The organism is Novosphingobium sp. BL-S-20 (assembly GCF_055521635.1).
The window spans coordinates 574053-593108 of sequence record NZ_CM145493.1 but is presented as its reverse complement, the minus strand read 5'-3'; the positions used below and the strand labels follow the sequence as shown (position 1 = coordinate 593108).

The 19056-nt window shown below is 66.1% G+C and carries 18 protein-coding genes; 13 read left to right on the top strand and 5 right to left on the bottom strand.

From position 1 onward, the window contains the following. The first annotated feature begins 8 nt into the window (after positions 1-8). From ACZ1II_RS02690 to ACZ1II_RS02635, 12 genes are all read left to right on the top strand, one after another. Positions 9-1124, top strand: a complete 1116-nt coding sequence (locus tag ACZ1II_RS02690) for a zinc-binding dehydrogenase (RefSeq protein ID WP_465144262.1) — start codon at positions 9-11, stop codon at positions 1122-1124. A gap of 40 nt (positions 1125-1164) precedes the next feature. After that, positions 1165-2073 (top strand): LysR family transcriptional regulator, encoded by a 909-nt coding sequence (locus ACZ1II_RS02685; protein ID WP_465144261.1) that lies wholly within the window; start codon positions 1165-1167, stop codon positions 2071-2073. A 148-nt stretch (positions 2074-2221) separates the two neighbouring features. Beyond that, positions 2222-3271: an NAD(P)-dependent alcohol dehydrogenase gene (locus ACZ1II_RS02680; protein ID WP_465144260.1), complete on the top strand. Its 1050-nt coding sequence runs from the start codon at positions 2222-2224 to the stop codon at positions 3269-3271. A 99-nt stretch (positions 3272-3370) separates the two neighbouring features. Next, the gene (locus tag ACZ1II_RS02675) at positions 3371-4036 is read left to right on the top strand and encodes a hypothetical protein (protein WP_465144259.1); all 666 of its coding nucleotides are present in this window, start codon (positions 3371-3373) and stop codon (positions 4034-4036) included. Between the two features lie 368 nt (positions 4037-4404). Then, positions 4405-5064, top strand: a complete 660-nt coding sequence (locus ACZ1II_RS02670; RefSeq protein WP_465144258.1) for a hydrolase — start codon at positions 4405-4407, stop codon at positions 5062-5064. 124 nt (positions 5065-5188) lie between these two features. Then, positions 5189-5461 carry a DUF1427 family protein gene (locus ACZ1II_RS02665; protein WP_465144257.1) on the top strand — a complete coding sequence of 91 codons (273 nt, stop codon included), beginning with the start codon at positions 5189-5191 and terminating at the stop codon, positions 5459-5461. A 92-nt stretch (positions 5462-5553) separates the two neighbouring features. After that, positions 5554-7398 (top strand): amidohydrolase, encoded by a 1845-nt coding sequence (locus ACZ1II_RS02660; protein ID WP_465144256.1) that lies wholly within the window; start codon positions 5554-5556, stop codon positions 7396-7398. A 211-nt stretch (positions 7399-7609) separates the two neighbouring features. Further along, positions 7610-8530 (top strand): glyoxalase, encoded by a 921-nt coding sequence (locus ACZ1II_RS02655; RefSeq protein ID WP_465144255.1) that lies wholly within the window; start codon positions 7610-7612, stop codon positions 8528-8530. A gap of 3 nt (positions 8531-8533) precedes the next feature. Further along, positions 8534-8962: a DoxX family protein gene (locus ACZ1II_RS02650; RefSeq protein ID WP_465144254.1), complete on the top strand. Its 429-nt coding sequence runs from the start codon at positions 8534-8536 to the stop codon at positions 8960-8962. 208 nt (positions 8963-9170) lie between these two features. Further along, entirely contained in the window at positions 9171-10505 is a 1335-nt protein-coding gene (locus tag ACZ1II_RS02645; RefSeq protein ID WP_465144253.1) for an alginate export family protein, read from the top strand. A 118-nt stretch (positions 10506-10623) separates the two neighbouring features. Then, the gene (locus ACZ1II_RS02640) at positions 10624-11349 is read left to right on the top strand and encodes a YoaK family protein (RefSeq protein ID WP_465144252.1); all 726 of its coding nucleotides are present in this window, start codon (positions 10624-10626) and stop codon (positions 11347-11349) included. 114 nt (positions 11350-11463) lie between these two features. After that, the gene (locus ACZ1II_RS02635; protein WP_465144251.1) at positions 11464-14361 is read left to right on the top strand and encodes a sensor histidine kinase; all 2898 of its coding nucleotides are present in this window, start codon (positions 11464-11466) and stop codon (positions 14359-14361) included. 46 nt (positions 14362-14407) lie between these two features. Here ACZ1II_RS02635 and ACZ1II_RS02630 read toward each other — a convergent pair whose 3' ends face one another. Beyond that, positions 14408-15040, bottom strand: a complete 633-nt coding sequence (locus tag ACZ1II_RS02630; protein WP_465144250.1) for a response regulator transcription factor — start codon at positions 15038-15040, stop codon at positions 14408-14410. A gap of 109 nt (positions 15041-15149) precedes the next feature. Between ACZ1II_RS02630 and ACZ1II_RS02625 the strand changes: the two genes are divergently transcribed. Beyond that, entirely contained in the window at positions 15150-15803 is a 654-nt protein-coding gene (locus ACZ1II_RS02625; protein WP_465144249.1) for a response regulator transcription factor, read from the top strand. A gap of 58 nt (positions 15804-15861) precedes the next feature. On the opposite strand, the gene ACZ1II_RS02620 is transcribed toward ACZ1II_RS02625, so the two are convergent. From ACZ1II_RS02620 to ACZ1II_RS02605, 4 genes are read right to left on the bottom strand one after another with little or no spacing between them, the layout of a single operon-like run. Then, positions 15862-16890, bottom strand: coding sequence for a DUF2891 domain-containing protein (locus ACZ1II_RS02620; RefSeq protein WP_465144248.1), 1029 nt, complete (start codon positions 16888-16890; stop codon positions 15862-15864). 11 nt (positions 16891-16901) lie between these two features. Continuing rightward, the gene (locus tag ACZ1II_RS02615) at positions 16902-17852 is read right to left on the bottom strand and encodes a DUF979 domain-containing protein (RefSeq protein WP_465144247.1); all 951 of its coding nucleotides are present in this window, start codon (positions 17850-17852) and stop codon (positions 16902-16904) included. Next, entirely contained in the window at positions 17849-18517 is a 669-nt protein-coding gene (locus ACZ1II_RS02610) for a DUF969 domain-containing protein (protein ID WP_465144246.1), read from the bottom strand. The genes ACZ1II_RS02615 and ACZ1II_RS02610 overlap by 4 nt, the downstream gene beginning before the upstream one ends. Positions 18518-18523: 6 nt before the next feature. Continuing rightward, a complete protein-coding gene (locus ACZ1II_RS02605) occupies positions 18524-19033 on the bottom strand; it encodes a winged helix DNA-binding protein (RefSeq protein WP_465144245.1) in 510 nt (169 codons plus the stop codon). Positions 19034-19056: the final 23 nt, after the last annotated feature.

Genomic DNA, 19056 nt, shown 5'->3' with positions numbered 1-19056 from the left:
CGCCAAGGATGACCCTGACCGGACGCGAAATGCGCACCCGCATCGACAAGGACGGAACTCTGACGCTTTCCCTGGAGAACGTCGCGATCGGCGAACCGGGCGACGACGAAGTGATCGTTCAGGTTGAAGCCGCCCCCATCAATCCCAGCGACCTCGGCCTGCTCCTTGGCCCTGCCGACCTCGCCACGCTCGCGGAAGCGGACGGCTCGCTGCGCTTCCAGGTTCCCGAAAACCGCCTGCCGAGCGTGAGCGGACGGATCGACCAGTCGCTGCCGATCGGCAACGAAGGCGCGGGAACCGTGGTCGCCGCCGGGCGCAATGCCAAGGCGCTGGAAGGCAAGCGCGTCGGCATGATCGGCGGCGGCATGTATGCGGACTATCGCAAGATCGCGGCGCGCGATGTCGTGGCACTCCCCGAAGGCGCCGAAGCCGCCGACGGCGCGGCGATATTCGTCAATCCGCTGACCGCACTCGGCTTCGTCGAGACCGCGCGCCGCGAAGGTCACAAGGCCATCGTCCATACTGCTGCCGCCTCGAACCTCGGCCAGATGCTCCAGAAGATCTGCCTCAAGGACGGCATTCCGCTGGTCAACGTGGTCCGCTCGGCGGAGCAGGCGCAGCTCCTGCGCGATATCGGCGCGCAGCATGTCGTCAACAGCCGGGACGCGGACTTCATCGAACAGCTCACCGCCGCGATCCGCGAGACCGGCGCGACGATCGCCTTCGACGCCATCGGCGGCGGCACGCTGGGCAGCGACATCCTGCGCGCGATGGAACACGCCGCCGTCGAAAGTTCGAGCAGCTACAGCCGCTACGGCTCGGATACCTTCAAGCAGCTCTACATCTACGGCGCGCTCGATCTCGCGCCGACGACGCTCAACCGCATGACCTTCGGCTTCCAGTGGAGCGTGAGCGGCTGGCTGCTCTTTCCGTTCCTGCAAAAGGCCGGACCGGAAGTCGCCGCCCGTTTCCGCGCGCGGGTGCTGGACGAACTCACCACGACTTTCGCCAGCCGCTACACGCAAGTCGTCGGCCTTGCACAGGCGCTGCAACCCGATGTCCTGCGCCAGTATGAGCGCAAGGCTACCGGCGAGAAGTTCCTGATCGATCCCCGGCTGGGATAGGCGCTGGACAAGGCGGCATGGAGGATCGAAGACGGCTGCCATGAAATTCAGCCGTTCCGATCTGGCGGACTTCGCCTATTTCCTGGCCATCGCCCGCAACCGCAGCTTTCGCCGCGCCAGTCTTGAACTGGGGATCAGCGCCTCCGCGCTCAGCCATGCTCTGAAGGGGCTGGAAGACCGCCACGGCGTTCGCCTGCTCAACCGCACCAACCGCAGCGTCACCCTGACCACGGCGGGCGAGGCCTTCCGCGACGCCATATCCGAGCACTTCGACGCCATCGACCATGCCGCCGAAGTGCTCAACCGCTTCCGCGACGCCCCCGCCGGACGCATCCGCCTCAACGTACCCGAAGACGCGGCGGAACTGATCCTCGCCCCGGTGCTGCCCACCTTCATCGAGCGCTATCCGGACATCGAGATCGACCTCTCGATCGACAACCGCATGGTCGACGTGATCGAACAGGGCTTCGACGCGGGCATCCGCTATGGCGGCACCGTGCCCGAGGACATGATCGTCCAGCGCATCTCCCCGCCGCTACGCTGGGTCGTGGCCGGGTCGCCCGCCTATTTCGAGCGCTTCGGGGTGCCGGAAATGCCGCAGGACCTTACCCGCCATCGTTGCATGAAAATCAGGCTCGGAAACGAACGCATTTACAACTGGGAGTTCGACAAGGACGACGAGACGGAAGTCATCGCCGTGCAAGGCCCGATCACGATCGGTAACTCCAGTATCGGCCTTCACATGGCCCGCAGCGGCGCCGCGCTGATCTATGCGGCGGAGCCGACGATCGCGGCGGACGTGGCTTCCGGACGGTTGCGGGTGGTGCTGGACGAATGGGGTTCGATGGGCGGCGCTTTCCATTTCTATTACTCAAGCCGCCGCCAGTTGCCCTCCGGCCTGCGCCTGCTGATCGACCTTATCCGCGAGATGCGACCACTTGGGCTTTAAGTAGCTTTGAGCACGGCAATGATGAATTCCGTTCATCGCCTTATTCGACGCGCGCGGGGGTGATCTCCGTTTCCTTCCGGCCTATCTGGGGCTGCGTGGCGGTTCCTCCCGTCTCCTCTTCCTCTCCCCGATCAAGGAACAAGCAACGATGACGAAAGCATATGGTGCCGTCACCGAGAACACGCCGCTCGTGGCGCTGGACATCGAACGCCGCGCCCCCGGCGCGCATGACGTGGCGATCGACATCGCCTATTGCGGCGTCTGCCATTCGGACCTCCACCAGGCGCGCGGCGAATGGGCCGGCACGCTCTACCCCTGCGTTCCGGGCCACGAAATCGTCGGCACGGTCACGGCAGTCGGCGGCGAAGTCTCCGCCTTCAAGGTCGGCGACACGGTCGGCGTCGGCTGCATGGTCGACAGCTGCCAGCACTGCTCGTCCTGCGACGAGGGCCTGGAACAGTACTGCGAAAACGGCTTCACCGGCACCTACAACGGCACAACCACCGATGCGCCGGGCCACACGCTGGGCGGCTATTCGCAGAGCATCGTCGTCAGCGACAAGTTCGTGCTGAAGATCAGCCACCCGGTCGAACAGCTTGCCGCCGTGGCGCCGCTGCTCTGCGCGGGCATCACCACCTGGTCGCCGCTGCGCCACTGGAATGTCGGGCCGGGCAAGAAAGTCGGTATCGTCGGCATCGGCGGCCTCGGCCACATGGGCGTGAAGCTCGCCCATGCCCTCGGCGCCCATGTCGTGGCTTTCACCACGTCAGACAGCAAGCGTGAAGCCGCGCTGAAACTGGGCGCCGACGAAGTCGTCGTCTCGCGCAATGCGGACGAGATGGCCGCTCATGCCAACAGCTTCGACTTCATCCTCAACACCGTCGCCGCCAGCCATGACCTCGACGCCTTCACCGCGCTACTCAAGCGCGACGGCACGCTGACGCTGGTCGGCGTTCCCGAACATGCCCACCCCTCGCCGAACGTCGCCGCGCTGATCTTCCGCCGCCGCGCGATCGCCGGCTCGCTGATCGGCGGCATTGCCGAAACGCAGGAAATGCTGGATTTCTGCGCGGAGAAGGGCGTCGTCGCCGATATCGAGATGATCGACATCAAGGACATCAACGCGGCCTACGAGCGCATGCTGAAGAGCGACGTGAAGTACCGCTTCGTGATCGACAACGCCACGCTGGCAAACTGATCGCTTCCCCTGACGGTTCCGGTGTCCATGACGCCGGGGCCGTCCTCGGGTGCACAGCTTGCGCTTGACGGCGCGGGCCGCCGGTGTTGAATCGCACCCGTGACCGATAATTCCAAGACCGAAGCCAAAGCGAAAGCCGAAGCCCGCGCCGACGAAGCAGCTGCCATCCGGCGCCGCTGGATCACTCTGGGCGAAGTGCTGACGGTCATCGCCGTCACCATTTCCGGCCTGACGCTCTGGAACAACTGGAGCCAACGCAGCGAGACCGAGGCTTCCAAAAGTGCCGATGCCCACCGCGCCTCGACGCGGGCGGCGACCCTCGTCCTCACGACATCCGGCTCCGGCGACGATCTCGTCCTGAAGCCCGCCTCCGCCGACCAGTCCGTCCAGAGCCAGCGCCTGGCCTTCCCGACCGCTCTGTCCATTCCCCCGGCCGAGACCACGGGCGAACCGCGCATCGAATCCTCCTGGTTCGAACACGCGCTCAAAAAAGCCCGCAAGGAAGCGAAGCTGCCCGACGACAGCCGGGGCGATGAGCGCCTGCCGGTACTCATAACCACCCGCTTCCTGATCGACGGCACTTCGCACGAAGACGTGGCGATCTACGATATCGGCTACAGCATCTCGGGTCGCTGGCTGGGCGGACACAGCATAACCCTGCGCGGCGTGTCGCTGGTCTCGCGAGTCGAAGCGCACCGCGGGCAAACTGCCCTGGATGCCCGCTGGAACAGATTGGTCCCCGCAAAGCCCGCTGCCGACAAATAGCGGACTCCCTGCGCCCGGCCATGCCGAACCGCGTAAACATGAAAAGCGATTCCGATCTCCTCTTCCACGGCGAGCACGCCTGATGCTTGCCCGCGGCAGACGCTGGCCGCAACCTTGGATCAAAGCCGGCTCCCCCCATTCGCCCCCCCATTCGAGTGTATACGAATGGTTGGTTTCGCAGACCCGCCGCATGGCCCCATAACACCTCCGCAAGCTCAGCAACCGCTCCCCGCGAACTTGTTCACTCGGCACCGACATTTCTATTTTATAGAAAGTTCGGGTCGATTTTATGCACCTTTCTGGAATACAAGTTTCGCTCCAGAAGGCTTCCACCGGGCCGAGACGCCCAGCAACAGGAGGACCTACCAATGACGCTCACCGCTACCGCAACCCCCGGCAAGTCGCTCATTTCACCTGACAATCACGCGCTTGTCCTGATCGACTTCCAGTCGCAGATGGCGTTCGCCACCAAGTCGATCTCGGCCGAACTGCTCCGCAACAATGCCGCTCTGATCTCGCGCGGCGCCAAGTCCTTCAACGTCCCCACGATCCTCACCACGGTTGCCGAGAAGAGCTTCTCCGGCCCGATGTTCGACGAGATCACCGAAGCCTTCGAAGGCCAGGAATTGCTCGACCGCACCAGCATGAACACCTGGGAAGACGAAGCCGTGATCTGCGAGATCAACCGCATCGCCAAGCCGCGCATCGTCTTCGCCGGTCTCTGGACTTCGGTCTGCATCGTCGGCCCGGTCGCCTCGGCCATCGACCAGGGCTTCGAAGCCTATGTCATCACCGATGCCTGCGGCGACATCTCGACCGAAGCCCACGAGCGCGCCGTCGAGCGCATGATCCAGCTCGGCGCCGTGCCGATGACCTCGCTCCAGTACCTGCTCGAACTGCAGCGCGACTGGGCCCGCACCGAAACCTACGACAGCACCACCGGCATCGCCAAGAAGTGGGGCGGCGCCTACGGCCTCGGCATCAAGTATGCCAAGACCATGTTCGGCGCTTCCGAAGGCGCGCACTGATCTGAAGTTCGGGACCGGGGGCCGATCCCCCCATCCGGCCCTCACCGAAGGCCTCCGGTCCCATCAACCCCGACCTTGTGGCGTTTGTGCAGGGTTGAGGCCGTACCGCCGAGGAGACTGATCCATGAAAGCCTACCTTTTCTCGATTGCCGCCGGGTTGCTGGTGGGCGTGGTCTACAGTCTTCTCGGCGTTCGTTCGCCGGCGCCGCCGATGATCGCGCTGATCGGGCTGCTCGGCATCCTGCTGGGCGAACAGATCGTGCCGCTGGCGAAGAAGATCTGGGCGCACGAGGAAGTCGCCCACTTCGTCCAGACCGATTGCCGCAAGCATGTGCTCGGCCGTCTGCCGGGAGACAAGTTCCCCTGCCGCACCGCCGACCATAAGGCCGAGGCGTGATCACCCGCCGCCAGACTCTTGCAGGAGCGGCGGCCACCTCGCTCCTGCCCTCCCTGCTTGCCAGCCAAACCGCACGTTCCAAGGAAGCCGTCATGACCGATACGATCATCGTCAACGCCAAGATCACCACCCTCGACCGGGAGAACCCCGAGGCCGAAGCCGTGGCGATCCGCGACGGCAAGTTCCTGACCGTCGGCAGCGAACAGGAAGTCCGCGCCGCCGCTCCGCAGGCCGAAGTGATCGACGCCAAGGGGCGCCGCCTGATCCCCGGCCTGATCGACAGCCACATGCACATCATCCGCGGCGGGCTTAACTTCAACATGGAACTGCGCTGGGACGGCGTGACCTCGCTGGCCGAGGCGATGGCGATGCTGAAGAAGCAGGTCGACAACACCCCCGCCCCGCAGTGGGTCCGCGTCGTCGGCGGCTTTACCGAGCACCAGTTCGCCGAGAAGCGCCTGCCGACCATCGCGGAACTGAACGCCGTCGCCCCCGATACGCCGGTGTTCATCCTCCACCTCTACGACCGCGCGCTGCTCAATGCGGCGGCCCTGCGCGTCGTGGGCTATACCAAGGACACGCCGAACCCGCCGGGCGGCGAGATCGTGCGCGATGCCGCCGGCAACCCGACCGGCCTGCTGCTGGCCCAGCCCAATGCGACGATCCTCTATTCCACGCTCGCCAAGGGACCCAAGCTGCCGCCCGAGTACCAGCTCAACTCCACCCGCCACTTCATGCGCGAAGTCAACGCCCTGGGCGTGACCGGCGTGATCGACGCGGGCGGCGGCTTCCAGAACTATCCCGACGATTACGACATCATCGAGAAGCTGCACGCCGAAGACCAGCTCACCGTGCGCATCAGCTACAACCTCTTCACCCAGAAGCCCAAGGAAGAACTGGCCGACTTCGCGGGCTGGGCCAAGCAGGTCACGCCGGGACAGGGCGACGATACCTACCGCCACAACGGCGCGGGCGAGATGCTGGTCTATTCCGCCGCCGACTTCGAGGACTTCCGCCAGCCCCGCCCGGACATGGCGCCCAGCATGGAAGGCGATCTCGAACCCGTCATCCGCCTGCTCGCCGAGAACCGCTGGCCCTGGCGCCTTCACGCCACTTATGACGAGACCATCGGCCGCGCGCTCGACGTCTACGAGAAGGTCAACCGCGACATCCCGCTCGAAGGCATCAACTGGTTCTTCGACCACGCCGAGACCATTTCGGACCGCAATATCGACCGTATCGCCGCGCTCGGCGGCGGCATCGCGGTGCAGCACCGCATGGCCTATCAGGGCGAATATTTCGTCGAGCGCTACGGCGCCAAGGCCGCCGAACGCACGCCGCCGATCGCCCGCATGATCGCTGCCGGTATCCCCGTGGGCGGCGGCACCGACGCTACCCGCGTCGCCAGCTACAACCCCTGGGTCTCGCTCTCGTGGCTGGTCACCGGGCGCACCGTGGGCGGCCTCTCGCTCTATCGCGGCGACAACCGCGTCAGCCGCGAGAAGGCGCTGCGCATGTGGACGCACGAGAACACCTGGTTCTCGAACGAAGTGGGCAAGAAGGGCCAGATCAAGGCGGGCCAGCTGGCCGACCTCGCGCTGCTCTCGGACGACTACTTCAGCGTGCCGGACAATGAGATCGTCCATATCCGCTCGATCCTGACCCTGCTCGGCGGCAAGGTGGTCCACGGTGAGGGCGACTATCACCCGCTCGCGCCGCAGCTGCCGCGCCCGATGCCGGACTGGTCGCCGGTCGCGACCTTCGGCGGCTATTACCAGACGCCGGAAGCCAAGCAGAAGCTCGCCTCCGCCTGCGGCTGCGCCAGTTCCTGCGGCGTCCATGGGCACGACCATGCCGCCGCGCTCGGCGCCAACGTTCCCGCCGCCGATGTCCAGACGTTCTGGGGATCGCTCGGCTGCGGCTGCTGGGCCGTCTGATCCGATGGGGCCCCTTCCGACGCGAAGGGGCCGCATCATCCACATTTCCATAATCTCGAACATGTCGAACGATATTATTCGGATCGATAGCCGTTCGTCTGCGCCCTACACCGTTCCCGGAAGTTCACTCCCGCCCCTCGCTGCGGATGTGGGCACATCCGAGACGACGATGAAACTCGCCCCCCGAGCAATGCCCCCCAGGAGACTTTCGATGAAGCGCTTTGCCTTCCTCTTCGCTACCGCCGTGATCGCCGCCAGCCCGATCGCCGTTCCCGCCGCCATCGCCAAGCCTGCCGCAGCCTCCGCCGACTATTCGGTCGGCGCCCAGTACGACACCACCCACGTCTACGTGCCGCAGGATCAGTTCGACACCTTCGTTGCCAGCTTCGTCGCCACTTTCGGCGGCACCACCAGCAAGCAGGGCGAGTTCCAGGTGACGCCGACCAAGAGCCTCACCAAGTCGCAGCTCGTGCTGACCCCTGCGGGCACCGTCTCGGTCTTCGGCTTCAAGACACCGATCCCGGTCCCCTTCGGCGATGAGCGCACCGGCTATCTGGTCACCGACCTCGACGCCGCCGTGAAGTCGGCCCGGGACCATGGCGCGGTGCGCCGTCTGGAGACCTTCCCCGATCCGATCGGCCGGGATTCGGTGATCCAGTGGCCGGGCGGCGTGAACATGCAGCTCTATTGGCACACCGCCAAGCCCAGCTACACCGCGCTTGAAACCGTGCCCGAGAACCGCGTCTACCTGACCGCCGATGCCGCCGATACCTTCATCAAGGGCTGGACCGGCTTCGCCCACGCCAGGATCACCGCCGACGACAAGGCAGCGAGTGGCGCCGAGATCGGCGAGCCCGGCAAGACCATCCGCCGCGTCGCGCTCACCAGCGGCTACGGCAAGATGGTGGTCTATGTCTCGGACGGCCAGCTGCCCTGGCCCTATGGCCGCGACATGACCGGCTATGCGGTCAGCGACCTTGCCGCGACGCTCGCCAAGGCTTCTGCGGCAGGCGTGGAAACGCTGGTCGCGCCTTACACGACGGGCAAGCGCCAGGCTGCCATCGTCCGCTTCCCCGGCGGCTACATCGCCGAGATCCACTCCGGCGAAGTCAACGCGAACGGGGTTAACTGAGCCATGTCCGGCACCGGTACGCCCAAATTCGTCGCATCGGTGCTGGACTTCGCACCGACGGGGTTCCTCGCCCGCCTGCTGCTGGTGGGCGCCTACCTCGTCGGCGGGCTTACCAAGCTTACCGACTGGCAGGGCGCGGTGGCGGAACAGGTCCACTTCGGCCTGACCCCGCCCGCGCTCTGGGCCGCGCTCACCATCGCGGTGGAGCTGATCGGCCCGCTGCTGATCCTGACGGGCCGTTTGGTCTGGCTGGGCGCGGGCATGCTCGGCGTGTTCACCTTCTTCGCCGCGATGGTCGCCAATGCCTTCTGGGCCATGCCCGCCGGCCCCGAGCGCTTCGCCGCCACCAATGCCTTCTTCGAGCACATGGGCCTCGTCGGCGGCTTCATTCTCGCGGCCATCCTCGCCTTCAAGGCTGAGCGCCGTGTCTGAAGCATGGGCTTTGCCCTCCCCAAACATCCCGTCGCCCCCGCCCTTCGGCTGGCCGGCAGGCCGGCCGCTCAGGATGAACTGCCCAGAGGGCAGGCGGGGGCCCCGCTGCCTTTTTCCGACCTCGCGTATGGCGCAAGAAAAGCGGGATCCCCGCCTTCGCGGGGATGACGGGAGAGGCGCAAAAACTGCATTGTCAGCAGCAGTACTGTTGGCGTCGGCCTTCCTGCCCACTCCGGCACAGGCCGAACCCACCGAAGCCTGGCAGGCGCCCACCCTTTCGATCACCCGCTACGACGAGGACTGGTCGGACCTCGCCGACGCCGAGAAGCGCGCGCACCACTGGACCGGGCAGTTCAAGTACATCCCGATCAGCGATGATGTCTGGCTCTCCACCGGCATCGAACTGCGTGTGCGCAGCGAAAACCTGGAGAACAACCTCTGGGGCGGCGCCGAGGCGCCGAACGACAGCTACGTCTGGCTGCGCGCCCTGCCTTATGCGGACCTGCATGTCGGCAAAGTGCGCGCCTTCGTGCAGCCGATCGCCTCGACTTCGGCCAGCGTCGCGCCGTCGCCCGGCCCGATAGACGGCACCGGCCTCGACCTGCTGCAAGGCTTCGTCGAGGCCGACCTCGGCCCGGTCACCCTGCGCGGCGGGCGGCAGATGCTCTCGCTCGGCACCGAGCGGCTGATCGGCACCCGCTACGGCCCCAACGTGCCGCTCGCCTTCGATGGGGTGCGCGCGAACGTAAAGCTGGGCGCGGCCAGTGTCAGCCTGCTGGCGGTAAGGCCGGTGCAGGCGCGCAAGGGTGACTTCAACGACCGCACCTCGCCCGACAAGTCGCTGTGGGGCGCCTATGCCGCGCTGCCCGACCTCGACCTCTACTACCTCGGTTACCGCAACGATGCCGCCCACTGGGGCACCCGCACCGGCACCGAGACCCGCCACAGCCTCGGCGCGCGCTGGCACGGCACGCAGGATGACTGGCACTGGAACGTCGAGGGCGTCTACCAGTTCGGCCGCTTCGCAAATGGCCCGATCTCGGCCTGGACCTTGGGCACCGAACTCGGCCACGCCTTCCCGGACGCCCCGCTGGCGCCCGATCTTACCGTGCGCGTCAATGTGGTGAGCGGCGACAAGGACAGGTCCGACAACCGCCTCGGCACCTTCAATGCGATGTTCCCCAAGGGCAAGTACTTCGGCGAACTCTCGCCGGTCGGCCCCTACAACATCGTCAACGCCTATTCCTCGCTCGGCATGCAGCTTGCGCCGGATATCTCGGCCAGTTTCGCCGCCATGGCCTACTGGCGCTATTCCCGCGAGGATGGGATCTACGACATTCCCGGCAATCTGATCCGCGATGTCGGAGACAGCCGCGCGAAATTCGTCGGCAAGGAAGTGGAAGCCACCCTCGCCTGGCAGGCGACGCCCGAGCTGGAACTGTCCGCCTCGCTCTCCGCCTTCGCGCCGGGGGCCTTCATCAAGCAGACGGGTTCCGCAAAGACCATCCGCATGCTCGGCCTCGAAAGCAATTTCCGGTTCTGAACCACGTTTCCAATATATCGAACAAACCGAACGATCTTATTCGGATACCTGAGAAAGCAGCCGCCTCCTAAAACAGGACCAAGCCCACCGGCATTCCCCCTATCCCCCGGAGATCGACATGACCGCCACGCCCGCCCCTACGCCCGCCAACGGCCCTGCCACCCCGCTCAAGTCCACCCTGCCGCGCCTGCTGCTGCTGCTTTCCGCCACGACCGGCCTCGTCGATGCTGCCTCGGTCCTCGGCCTCGGCAAGGTCTTCACCGCCAACATGACCGGCAATGTCGTGTTCCTCGGCTTCGCTACGGCGGGAGCGCCAGGCTTCAAGGTGATCCCGGCGGTCATGGCGCTGCTGGCCTTCATGGTCGGTGCCTGGGGCGCAGGCCGCCTCGCCCGCGCCCATGTCGACCTGCCGCTGCGCCGCTGGCTGCTCTGGGCCGCTGTCGCCGAGACCGCCCTGCTGTGGATCGCCGCGGCCATCTCCACGAAGATCGACATCGCCGCCCAGGCCCCCGAGATCGCCGTGCTCTCGGTGATCGTGCTGACCGGCTTCGCCATGGGCCTGCGTAACGCCACCGTCCGCGCGCTCAAGGTCCCCGACCTGACCACCACCGTGCTCACCCTCACCATCACCGGCATCGCCGCCGACCGGACTGCCGGAAAGTCCCCCAACCTCCTGCGCCGCTTCGCCGCCGTCCTCTCGATCTTCCTCGGCGCCGCCATCGGCGCTCTCCTCCTCCTCCACGTCGGCCTCGCCATCCCCCTCATCCTCGCCGGCGCCATCGTCCTCATCGCAACCCTCCTCTTCGCACGCGATCCTCAAGCCGCCATGCCTCATCGCGCTTGAGCGACCCCATACAAACGTTTGCTTGTCGTGGGTGCATTGCCATGCAATGCGCCCACGATGCGTTCGAACCGAGGCCTCCGTCCCGATCTTCCTGGCCTTTCTTCTCTCGGGAAAATGCCTCTCGCCGCCTTTCTCGCAGCGATGGTCGCGATACCGGGCGCCCAAGCCTCTCCGGCAACGGAAATTCCCGGCTATGCCAGCCGCCACTGGTCGCTGGCGGACGGCGCCCCACCCGACATCCGCGCCATCGCCCGCACCCGCGACGGTTTCCTGTGGTTGGGTTCCGGCGACGGCCTCTACCGTTTCGATGGACTGAACTTCAAACGCATCGATCCCGAAGACTTCGACAATTTCCGCGCCCGCCAGATCACGGCGCTGGCCGCAGCACCCGACGGCAGCCTCTGGGTCGGCTATGCCTTCGGTGGCATCGCCCACCTCAAGGACGGCAAACTGCGCGGCGCTAACCCGGAAAAGCCGCGCGGGCGTGTGACGGACATTGCCGCCGCGCCGGACGGCAGCATCTGGGTAGCCGCCTGGAGCGGCTTCGGCTCGCAGATGCGCCATCTGGTGAACGGGCGCTGGGATATCATCGATGTGGACGGCCCGCTGGTTCGCCTGTTCCGCCAGAGCAACGGGACCTTGTGGATCGCCTCCAATCCGGAACTGCGGCGCCTGCGCCCCGGCAGCCGCACTTTCGAGGTCGTGCCGGGACTGATGAACCTCGGCTCCGCCTTCCGCGAGGACCGGGCCGGAACCATGTGGTTCTTTTCCAGCGACGGCCTCCAGCGCCTCGGCCCGCGCGGGTTCGAGCCGACCGGCGTGGCCTTCGGCGAGCCGCTGGGCGGCGGCGACGGCATCCGCAACCTGCTGTTCGATGACGACAACCTGCTGTGGATTGCGGGCAATGCCTCCGGATTGGCGACTGTGCCGGGCAGCATGCCATCGATGAGCCGGGCGGAAACGTATCCCGTCCAGGTCTCCACCCTCCTGCGCGATGCCGAGGGCACCATCTGGGGCGGCGCGCCGGACGGCCTGCATCGCTTCGTGCGAACGCCGGTGGTGCGCTACACCGCGATCAAGGGCGTGCGCACCGGCATCGCGACCGGGCCGGACGGCTCGCTCTACATTGGCGGCGACGAGGGACTGTACCGGATCGTCGACGGCAAGGCGAAGCTCATCCTGCGCTCCGGCCTTCTATCGGAAGTCTGCTCGGTCGCGGGCGTCGGCGCCTACGTCCTCACCTACCGGAACGAATATCTCGTGCGCGGGTCCACCGTCACCCGGATCATCGGCCCGCTCGAACGGGAGCGTCAGTTCGGCCAGGCCTGTGCCTCCGATCCGCAAGGGCATTTGTGGGAATCGGTTTCCGCCTCCGGCATGTTCCGCCTGGACGGCACGCGCTGGGTCAAGGACGAGAGCCTGCCGCCCGCCACCACATTCGTCGCCACCGGGCCGAACACTTTCATCGTCAACCAGCCGCTGCGCCTCCTTGCCCGCGTCCACAACGGCAAGACGACCCCGCTCTGGCCGGGAGACGAAGGCGCAGGCAGCAAGAATGGCGTCGGCTTCGTGCGCATGCTCAAGCAGATGGACGGCCAGACCTGGATCGGCGGTGAGGCCGGCCTGGCCCGCTACGACGGCCGCCACGTCCAGCAGCTAAGCGCTCGGATCTACCCCTGGCTGGCAGGGGTGATGGGCATCGTGCGAGTTTCCGGGCATTACTGGCTGATCTCGGCCGGCGGAATCACCCGCATCGCCGCGAGCGATCTCGACGCCGCCTTCGCACACCCCGGCATCGCGATCCCCCGCGCCCGCTATGGCCAGAACGGCGTCATCCGGGCGCGAACCGAGCCCTATTCCGCCAACGACGCCGCCGTCGATGCCCAGGGACGCCTGTGGTTCGTGACCGGCACCGGCGTGGTGCAGGTCGATCCCGTCCGCATTGCCGCGCAGCAGCCGGACATGCCGGTTCGCGTCTCCGGACTGGACGTGGACGGACGACCCTATCCGCTGACCGGCGCCCGCCTGCCCGCCGGAACCACGCGGGTCAGCCTCTCTTACGTCGGCCTCAGCCTCGCCGATGCGGAAGGCAACCGCTATCGCTACAGGCTGGACGGCGTCGACGAGGGCTGGGTCGATGCCGAAAGCCGCCGCCGCGTCGATTATGCGGGTCTCGGCCCCGGAACCTACCGCTTCCATGTTACCGCCGCGACTGCCGACGGGCCATGGTCGAAGCGGGATGCCGAGATCGCTTTCGTCATCGCCCCCCACTTCTGGCAGACCGTGTGGTTTCGCCTGGCCGTTCTGGTCGGGACGGCACTGGGCATCTATGCGCTGTTCCGCTGGCGCATCCGCCTGGCCATGCAGTCCCTGCGCGACCGCATCGAGGAGCGCGCCTCCGAACGCGAACGCATCGCCCAGGACCTTCACGACACCCTGCTGCAAGGCTTCCAGGGCCTGATGCTGCGCTTCCAGACGGTGCTCCACCTGACGACGCCTGGCACCCCCGCTCATACCGCCATCGAGGAAGCGCTGGAACGCGCCGACGACGTTCTCCTCCACGGACGCGAGCGGGTACGCGGCCTGCGCGAGGATGCCGAGCCGAAGTCCATAGCCGAGACCCTGCGGGCCTGCGCCCAGCGGGTGGTGGGCGATGCGCTCGCATGGGAAATCCGCGTGGACGGTCCAGAACAGCTTGTCCGCGCGCCGGTGGCCGAGGAAATCGAACTGGCCGTGGGCGAGGCGCTGGCCAATGCCGTCAAGCACGCCAGGGCGGAGATGGTGAAAGTGGAGATCCACCACGTCCGCGACCGCCTCTCCCTGCGCGTATTCGACGACGGGACCGGTTTGCCGGAAGAGGTTCATGCGGCAGGCGGACGCGAGGGACACTTCGGCCTGACCGGAATGCGCGAGCGCATCGAGCGCCTGGGCGGCACCTTCGCCATCGCCAATGCCGCCGGTAAGGGCACCTCGATCCGCATGACCCTGCCCGCGAAGATCGCCTATCGCTAGGGCCTGTTCACGTCCGGAAAAGCGCCCGGCAAAGCGGCGCAGCGCGTCAGAGTTCTATCAGCCCGTTGCGCACCGCGATCGCCACCGCATGCGTCCGGTCCATGGCGCCCAGGCGCGCGAAGATCGCCTTCATGTAGCCCTTGACCGTCTCTTCGGAGAGCGCCAGCCGCACGGCGATCTGCTTGTTCGAATTGCCCGCCGCCGCCAGTTCCAGGACGTCGCTCTCCCGTGCCGTCAGCCGCTTGGCCTCGCGGTCCACCGGGCCCATGACCTGGGTGTCGAAGTGCGTTCCGCCGCGATGGATAGATCGGATCGCATCCAGCAGATCGGTGCGCAGGCTGTTCTTGAGCAGATAGCCCGAAGCACCCGCCTTGATCGCCTGGGCCGCGCGCCCATCGCCCGAATAGGTCGTCAGCACCAGGATTCGCGCCTCGGGAAACTCGCTCAGGATGCGCGTCATCGCCTCGATCCCGTCCACGTTGGGCATCTGGAGATCGAGCAGCATCACGTCCGGCCGAACCTCGCGATAGACCCGGACCGCCGCCTCGCCGTCGTCACCCACGGCAACCAGTTCGAGATCGGGCTGGGTCGCGAAAACCGCGATGATCCCATCGCGCAGCAAGGGGTGATCGTCGATGACGGCGATGCGGGCAGGCGGCGTGGCAGGCTGGGATTCCATGGCCTCTCTCTAGGCTCGCGCACCTGACTTAGGCAATTCCCCTCAAAAGAGGGGATTGCCGCCTGTGTGCACTCTGGATCATTTCTGGCGCCGTTACAGGAGTAGTGGAATGACCTATCCCACCCGCCAATCCCTACACGATCTCTCCGACGAAAGCACACCGCGGGGCCGAGTCCTGATCGTCGATGCCGACGGTGAAGCCCGTTCGCAATTGCGCGGCCTGCTCTGCAACGCAGGTTATGCCGCCGAGGCTTTCGCCTGGACCGGAGCCATGCTGGACGCGCCCCTGCCGGAGGCACCGTGCTGCATCGTCGCGGATGTGGGAGCGACTGCCGCAAAAGGCCTGGACCTGATCGAACGGTTGAGGAACCGGGGCGAGCCGATTCCCGTCATCTTCGTCTCCGACCATGCCGACGTGCGGCTTTCGGTCCGCGCCTTCAAGGCGGGCGCCGCGGACTTCCTGCCCCGCCCCTTTGCCAGACACGACCTGCTCGCAGCGGTCGAAGCGGCACTGGAGATCGATGTCCGGCGCCGATCGATCGCCCGTCGTCGCCGTGCCTTCACCCAGCGTTTCGACACGCTCACCCAGCGCGAACGGCAGGTGATGGAAGGTGTCGTGCGCGGGCTGATGAACAAGCAGATCGCATGGGAACTGAAGATCAGCGAGATCACCGTAAAGCTTCACCGCTCCAGCCTGATGCGCAAGATGGCGCTGCGCTCGGTCCCCGATCTGGTCAGGGCATCCCTGGCGATTTTCGCCTGACCGAGGCCGGACAGCCCGCAAAGAGCGCTCCCCTTCACGGTGTCAGGCCTCCGCCCGTTCAGGCAGAGGCGATTTCCGGCTTCTCCGTATTGTCGGTGGTCATGGCCAGCAGCGCGAAAGTCGCCAGCCAGTGCTCGCCCATGTAATCGCCGGACACCGCTTCGATCGAGGCATCGAGATGCGCGTGCGCCGATTCCACAAGGACGCGCCGGGTCTCCGCACAATCGTATTTTTCGGCGATCTGGCGCATGGCCCAGGCCCGGCTGAGGTTCAGGCCATAGAGGTGCGCGATCCGGCCGTCGCTGGCATCGCTGATCTGGGCGGGTGCAAAAAGTTCCGCAGGCTCGCGCCGTGCAAGGCCGCTCAGGAAATCGGCCAGCCACGACTGGAACCTGGCACGCGGCAGCAATTGCGACATGGCGCAGGCTTCGGTCAGGACCGGAGACAGGAAGTCCTCGCCGCCCGGCTCCCAGGTCTGGAGCACCCGGTCTTCGCCGTACCAGGCCATGGCGCGCTGCTCCAGAAGGTCCAGCAGCACCCGATCCTCGTGAACCTCGCCGTAGATTCGGGCCAGGATCAGCGCGAAGGCGGTGTTCGCATGATTGCCGACACGCACGGGATAAGTCAGCGCCGGAAGATAGGCGACGAACTGGTTGCGGAAATCGTCCGCCAGCGGCGCAAGGACAGGCGCATAGTCGCTATTGCCCAGGCGAAGTTCGCTCGCCAGCATGAGCAGCCAGGACCAACCGTAAGGCCGCTCGAACATGCGCGCCCAGCCGCGGGTCAGATAGGCGCGCTCCGCAGCGACATTCTCGGTCGTCAGCGACGATGCGAAAAGATCGTCGATCGCCTCGCATTCCGGAATTTCGGGGAAGAGCCGCCGAATGCGTGCCAGCAGCCAGTAGCCGTGGACGCAGCTGTGCCAGTCGAAACTGCCGTAGAACAGCGGATGGACCTGACGCGGAATATAGGCGTCCGCATCGCTGTCCATGACGTGATCGTCCTTGTGCGGATATTCGCGCGTCACGTGGCCGAGGGCGATGCGGGCGAAGGCACCGGCCAGCTCGGGCGTCAGGTTAGTGGCCATCGAAGGTCCTTTCAGGGGAACGCACACCACGCCATGAGGATGATGTTGAAACAGAGGATGATGAGCGCCGTCGGCGCCTGGGCGCGTATCACGCCGTGCCGGTCGCGCAGTTCGAGCAAGGCCGCCGGCACGATGTTGAAATTGGCCGCCATCGGCGTCAGCAGCGTGCCGCAGAAGCCCGAAAGCATGCCGAGCGCGACGATCGTCGGCGGATTGCCGCCGAACTGGTGGATCAGGATAGGAATGCCGATGCCGACCGTCATGATCGGAAACGCGGCGAAGGCATTGCCCATGATGATCGTGAACAGCGCCATGCCGATGCAATAGGCGGCCACTGCCATGACCGGCACGTCGAGCGGCAGCGCCGACGTGATCCCGCTCGCCACCACCTTGCCGACCCCGGCAAGCGCGAAGATGCCGCCGAGCGCGGCCAGCATCTGCGGAAGCGCCATCGCCCAGCCGATCGTGTCGGACAGACGGCGTGCCTCACCGACCGGGGCAAGACGCGGTGCATGGGTCAGGCGAACGGCGAAAACGATCGAGACCAGCGTCGAGACGGCCAGCCAGACCAGTGTCACCTGCTTGGGGTCGATCAGCGGCATACCAAGAATCGTGCCGTCCGGCGTGGCCAGCGTACCCACCAGCGTGATCGCGGGAATGCAGAGCGCCGGCAGCAACAGGCGCCAACCCAGACGCGCCGCACTTTTCTGCTTGTGGGCCTCGTCGCTCGTCGCCACCGGCTGCGGGCGCAGGCCCATGGCAGCCAGGCCAACCATGCCCAGCACCAGCAATCCGTTCACCAGATCCGGCAGCCATGGCCCGATCGAGAGAGTGATCGAAAACGCCGTCCAGAATGCGACACTGCGCCAGCGCGCCGTGTCCTTGCGGGTGACGAGGTGATGGACCGCAACCCCGGCAGGAAGCAATCCGGCGACGATGCCGAGAACGTCCAGCCCGATCATGCGCGCGCACTCCGAAGGCGGCGATCGATCCAGAGCAACCGGGTGCCGTGAATGACGAAGGCGGTCAGCGCCGTGGGGATCGACCACAAGGCAACATGAAGCGGCGCCACGACGATGCCGTTCTGCTCCATCACCGCGCGGATCAGCAGGATCGAGCCGATCGCGATGAATACGTCCTCACCGAAGAAGGCGCCGATATTGTCGGCGGCGGCGGCATGGGCGCGCAGCAGTTCCCGCTTGTCCTCGTCCAGTCCTTCCGGCGCATCGCGCTCGGCGGCGCCTTCGACCATCGGCGCGACGATCGGACGCACCATCTGCGCCGCGCCGCCCAGCGACATCAGACCCAGTGCCGCCGTCAGCTGGCGGAAAGCGAAATAGCCGAGCAGCACGCGCCCCGCCGTCGCCTTTCTGAGTTTCTGGATCATCGATTTCGCCTGCTGGCGAAGCCCCGCCCGCTCAAGCAGCCCGATCATCGGCAGGGCAAGCCACTGCACCGACATGAAGCGGGCATCGACGAAGGACTTGCCGATCATCTCGATGATCTCGATCGGGTTGAAACCCGCCGCCAGCGCGCTGGCGAAAGCCGCGATCGTCACGACCAGCATCGGGTTGAGCCGAAGCGCGAAGCCGACGACCAGGACGACGATGCCGCAAAGGACCAGCATGGCGGCCTAGAGCGTAGCGGCGGCGCGGGCCGCCTGGTTGTACTGGCCGGAAATCCGCCGGAGCAAGTCTGCTGCTTCCGATAGCGCCTGTTCGCCCGGCCCGTCCGCGGAAAGCGGCGTGGACAGCACCCGCTCGCGGATGACGCGATAAGTCTCGCAGAATTCGCGCCCGGCAGCCGTCACCTCGATCAGCTTTTCCTTGCCCTCGCGCCGGGTGGCGACCAGCCCCGCCTTCTCCAGCTTGCGCAAGGCATAAGTGGCCAGATGGATATCCTCGATATCGAGCACGAGCGCGATGTCGCCAAGGCGCTTGGCCCGGTCGCGATGGCGCACGGAATGAAGAATGAGAACCTCAAGCGGCGAAAGCGACATCCCGGCAGCCTGCGCGCATCGCCCCAGCCAGCGCTGATAGGCGGTCGCGGCAAGGGTCAGGCTGAATTCCAGCTCGGACAGAGCCGGAACGGCGCCGTCGGCCAGATGCGCCGACGAAACGATGGCTCGTTTTTGCTCAACCATTTTCCACCCCGGATCTTTCGCGC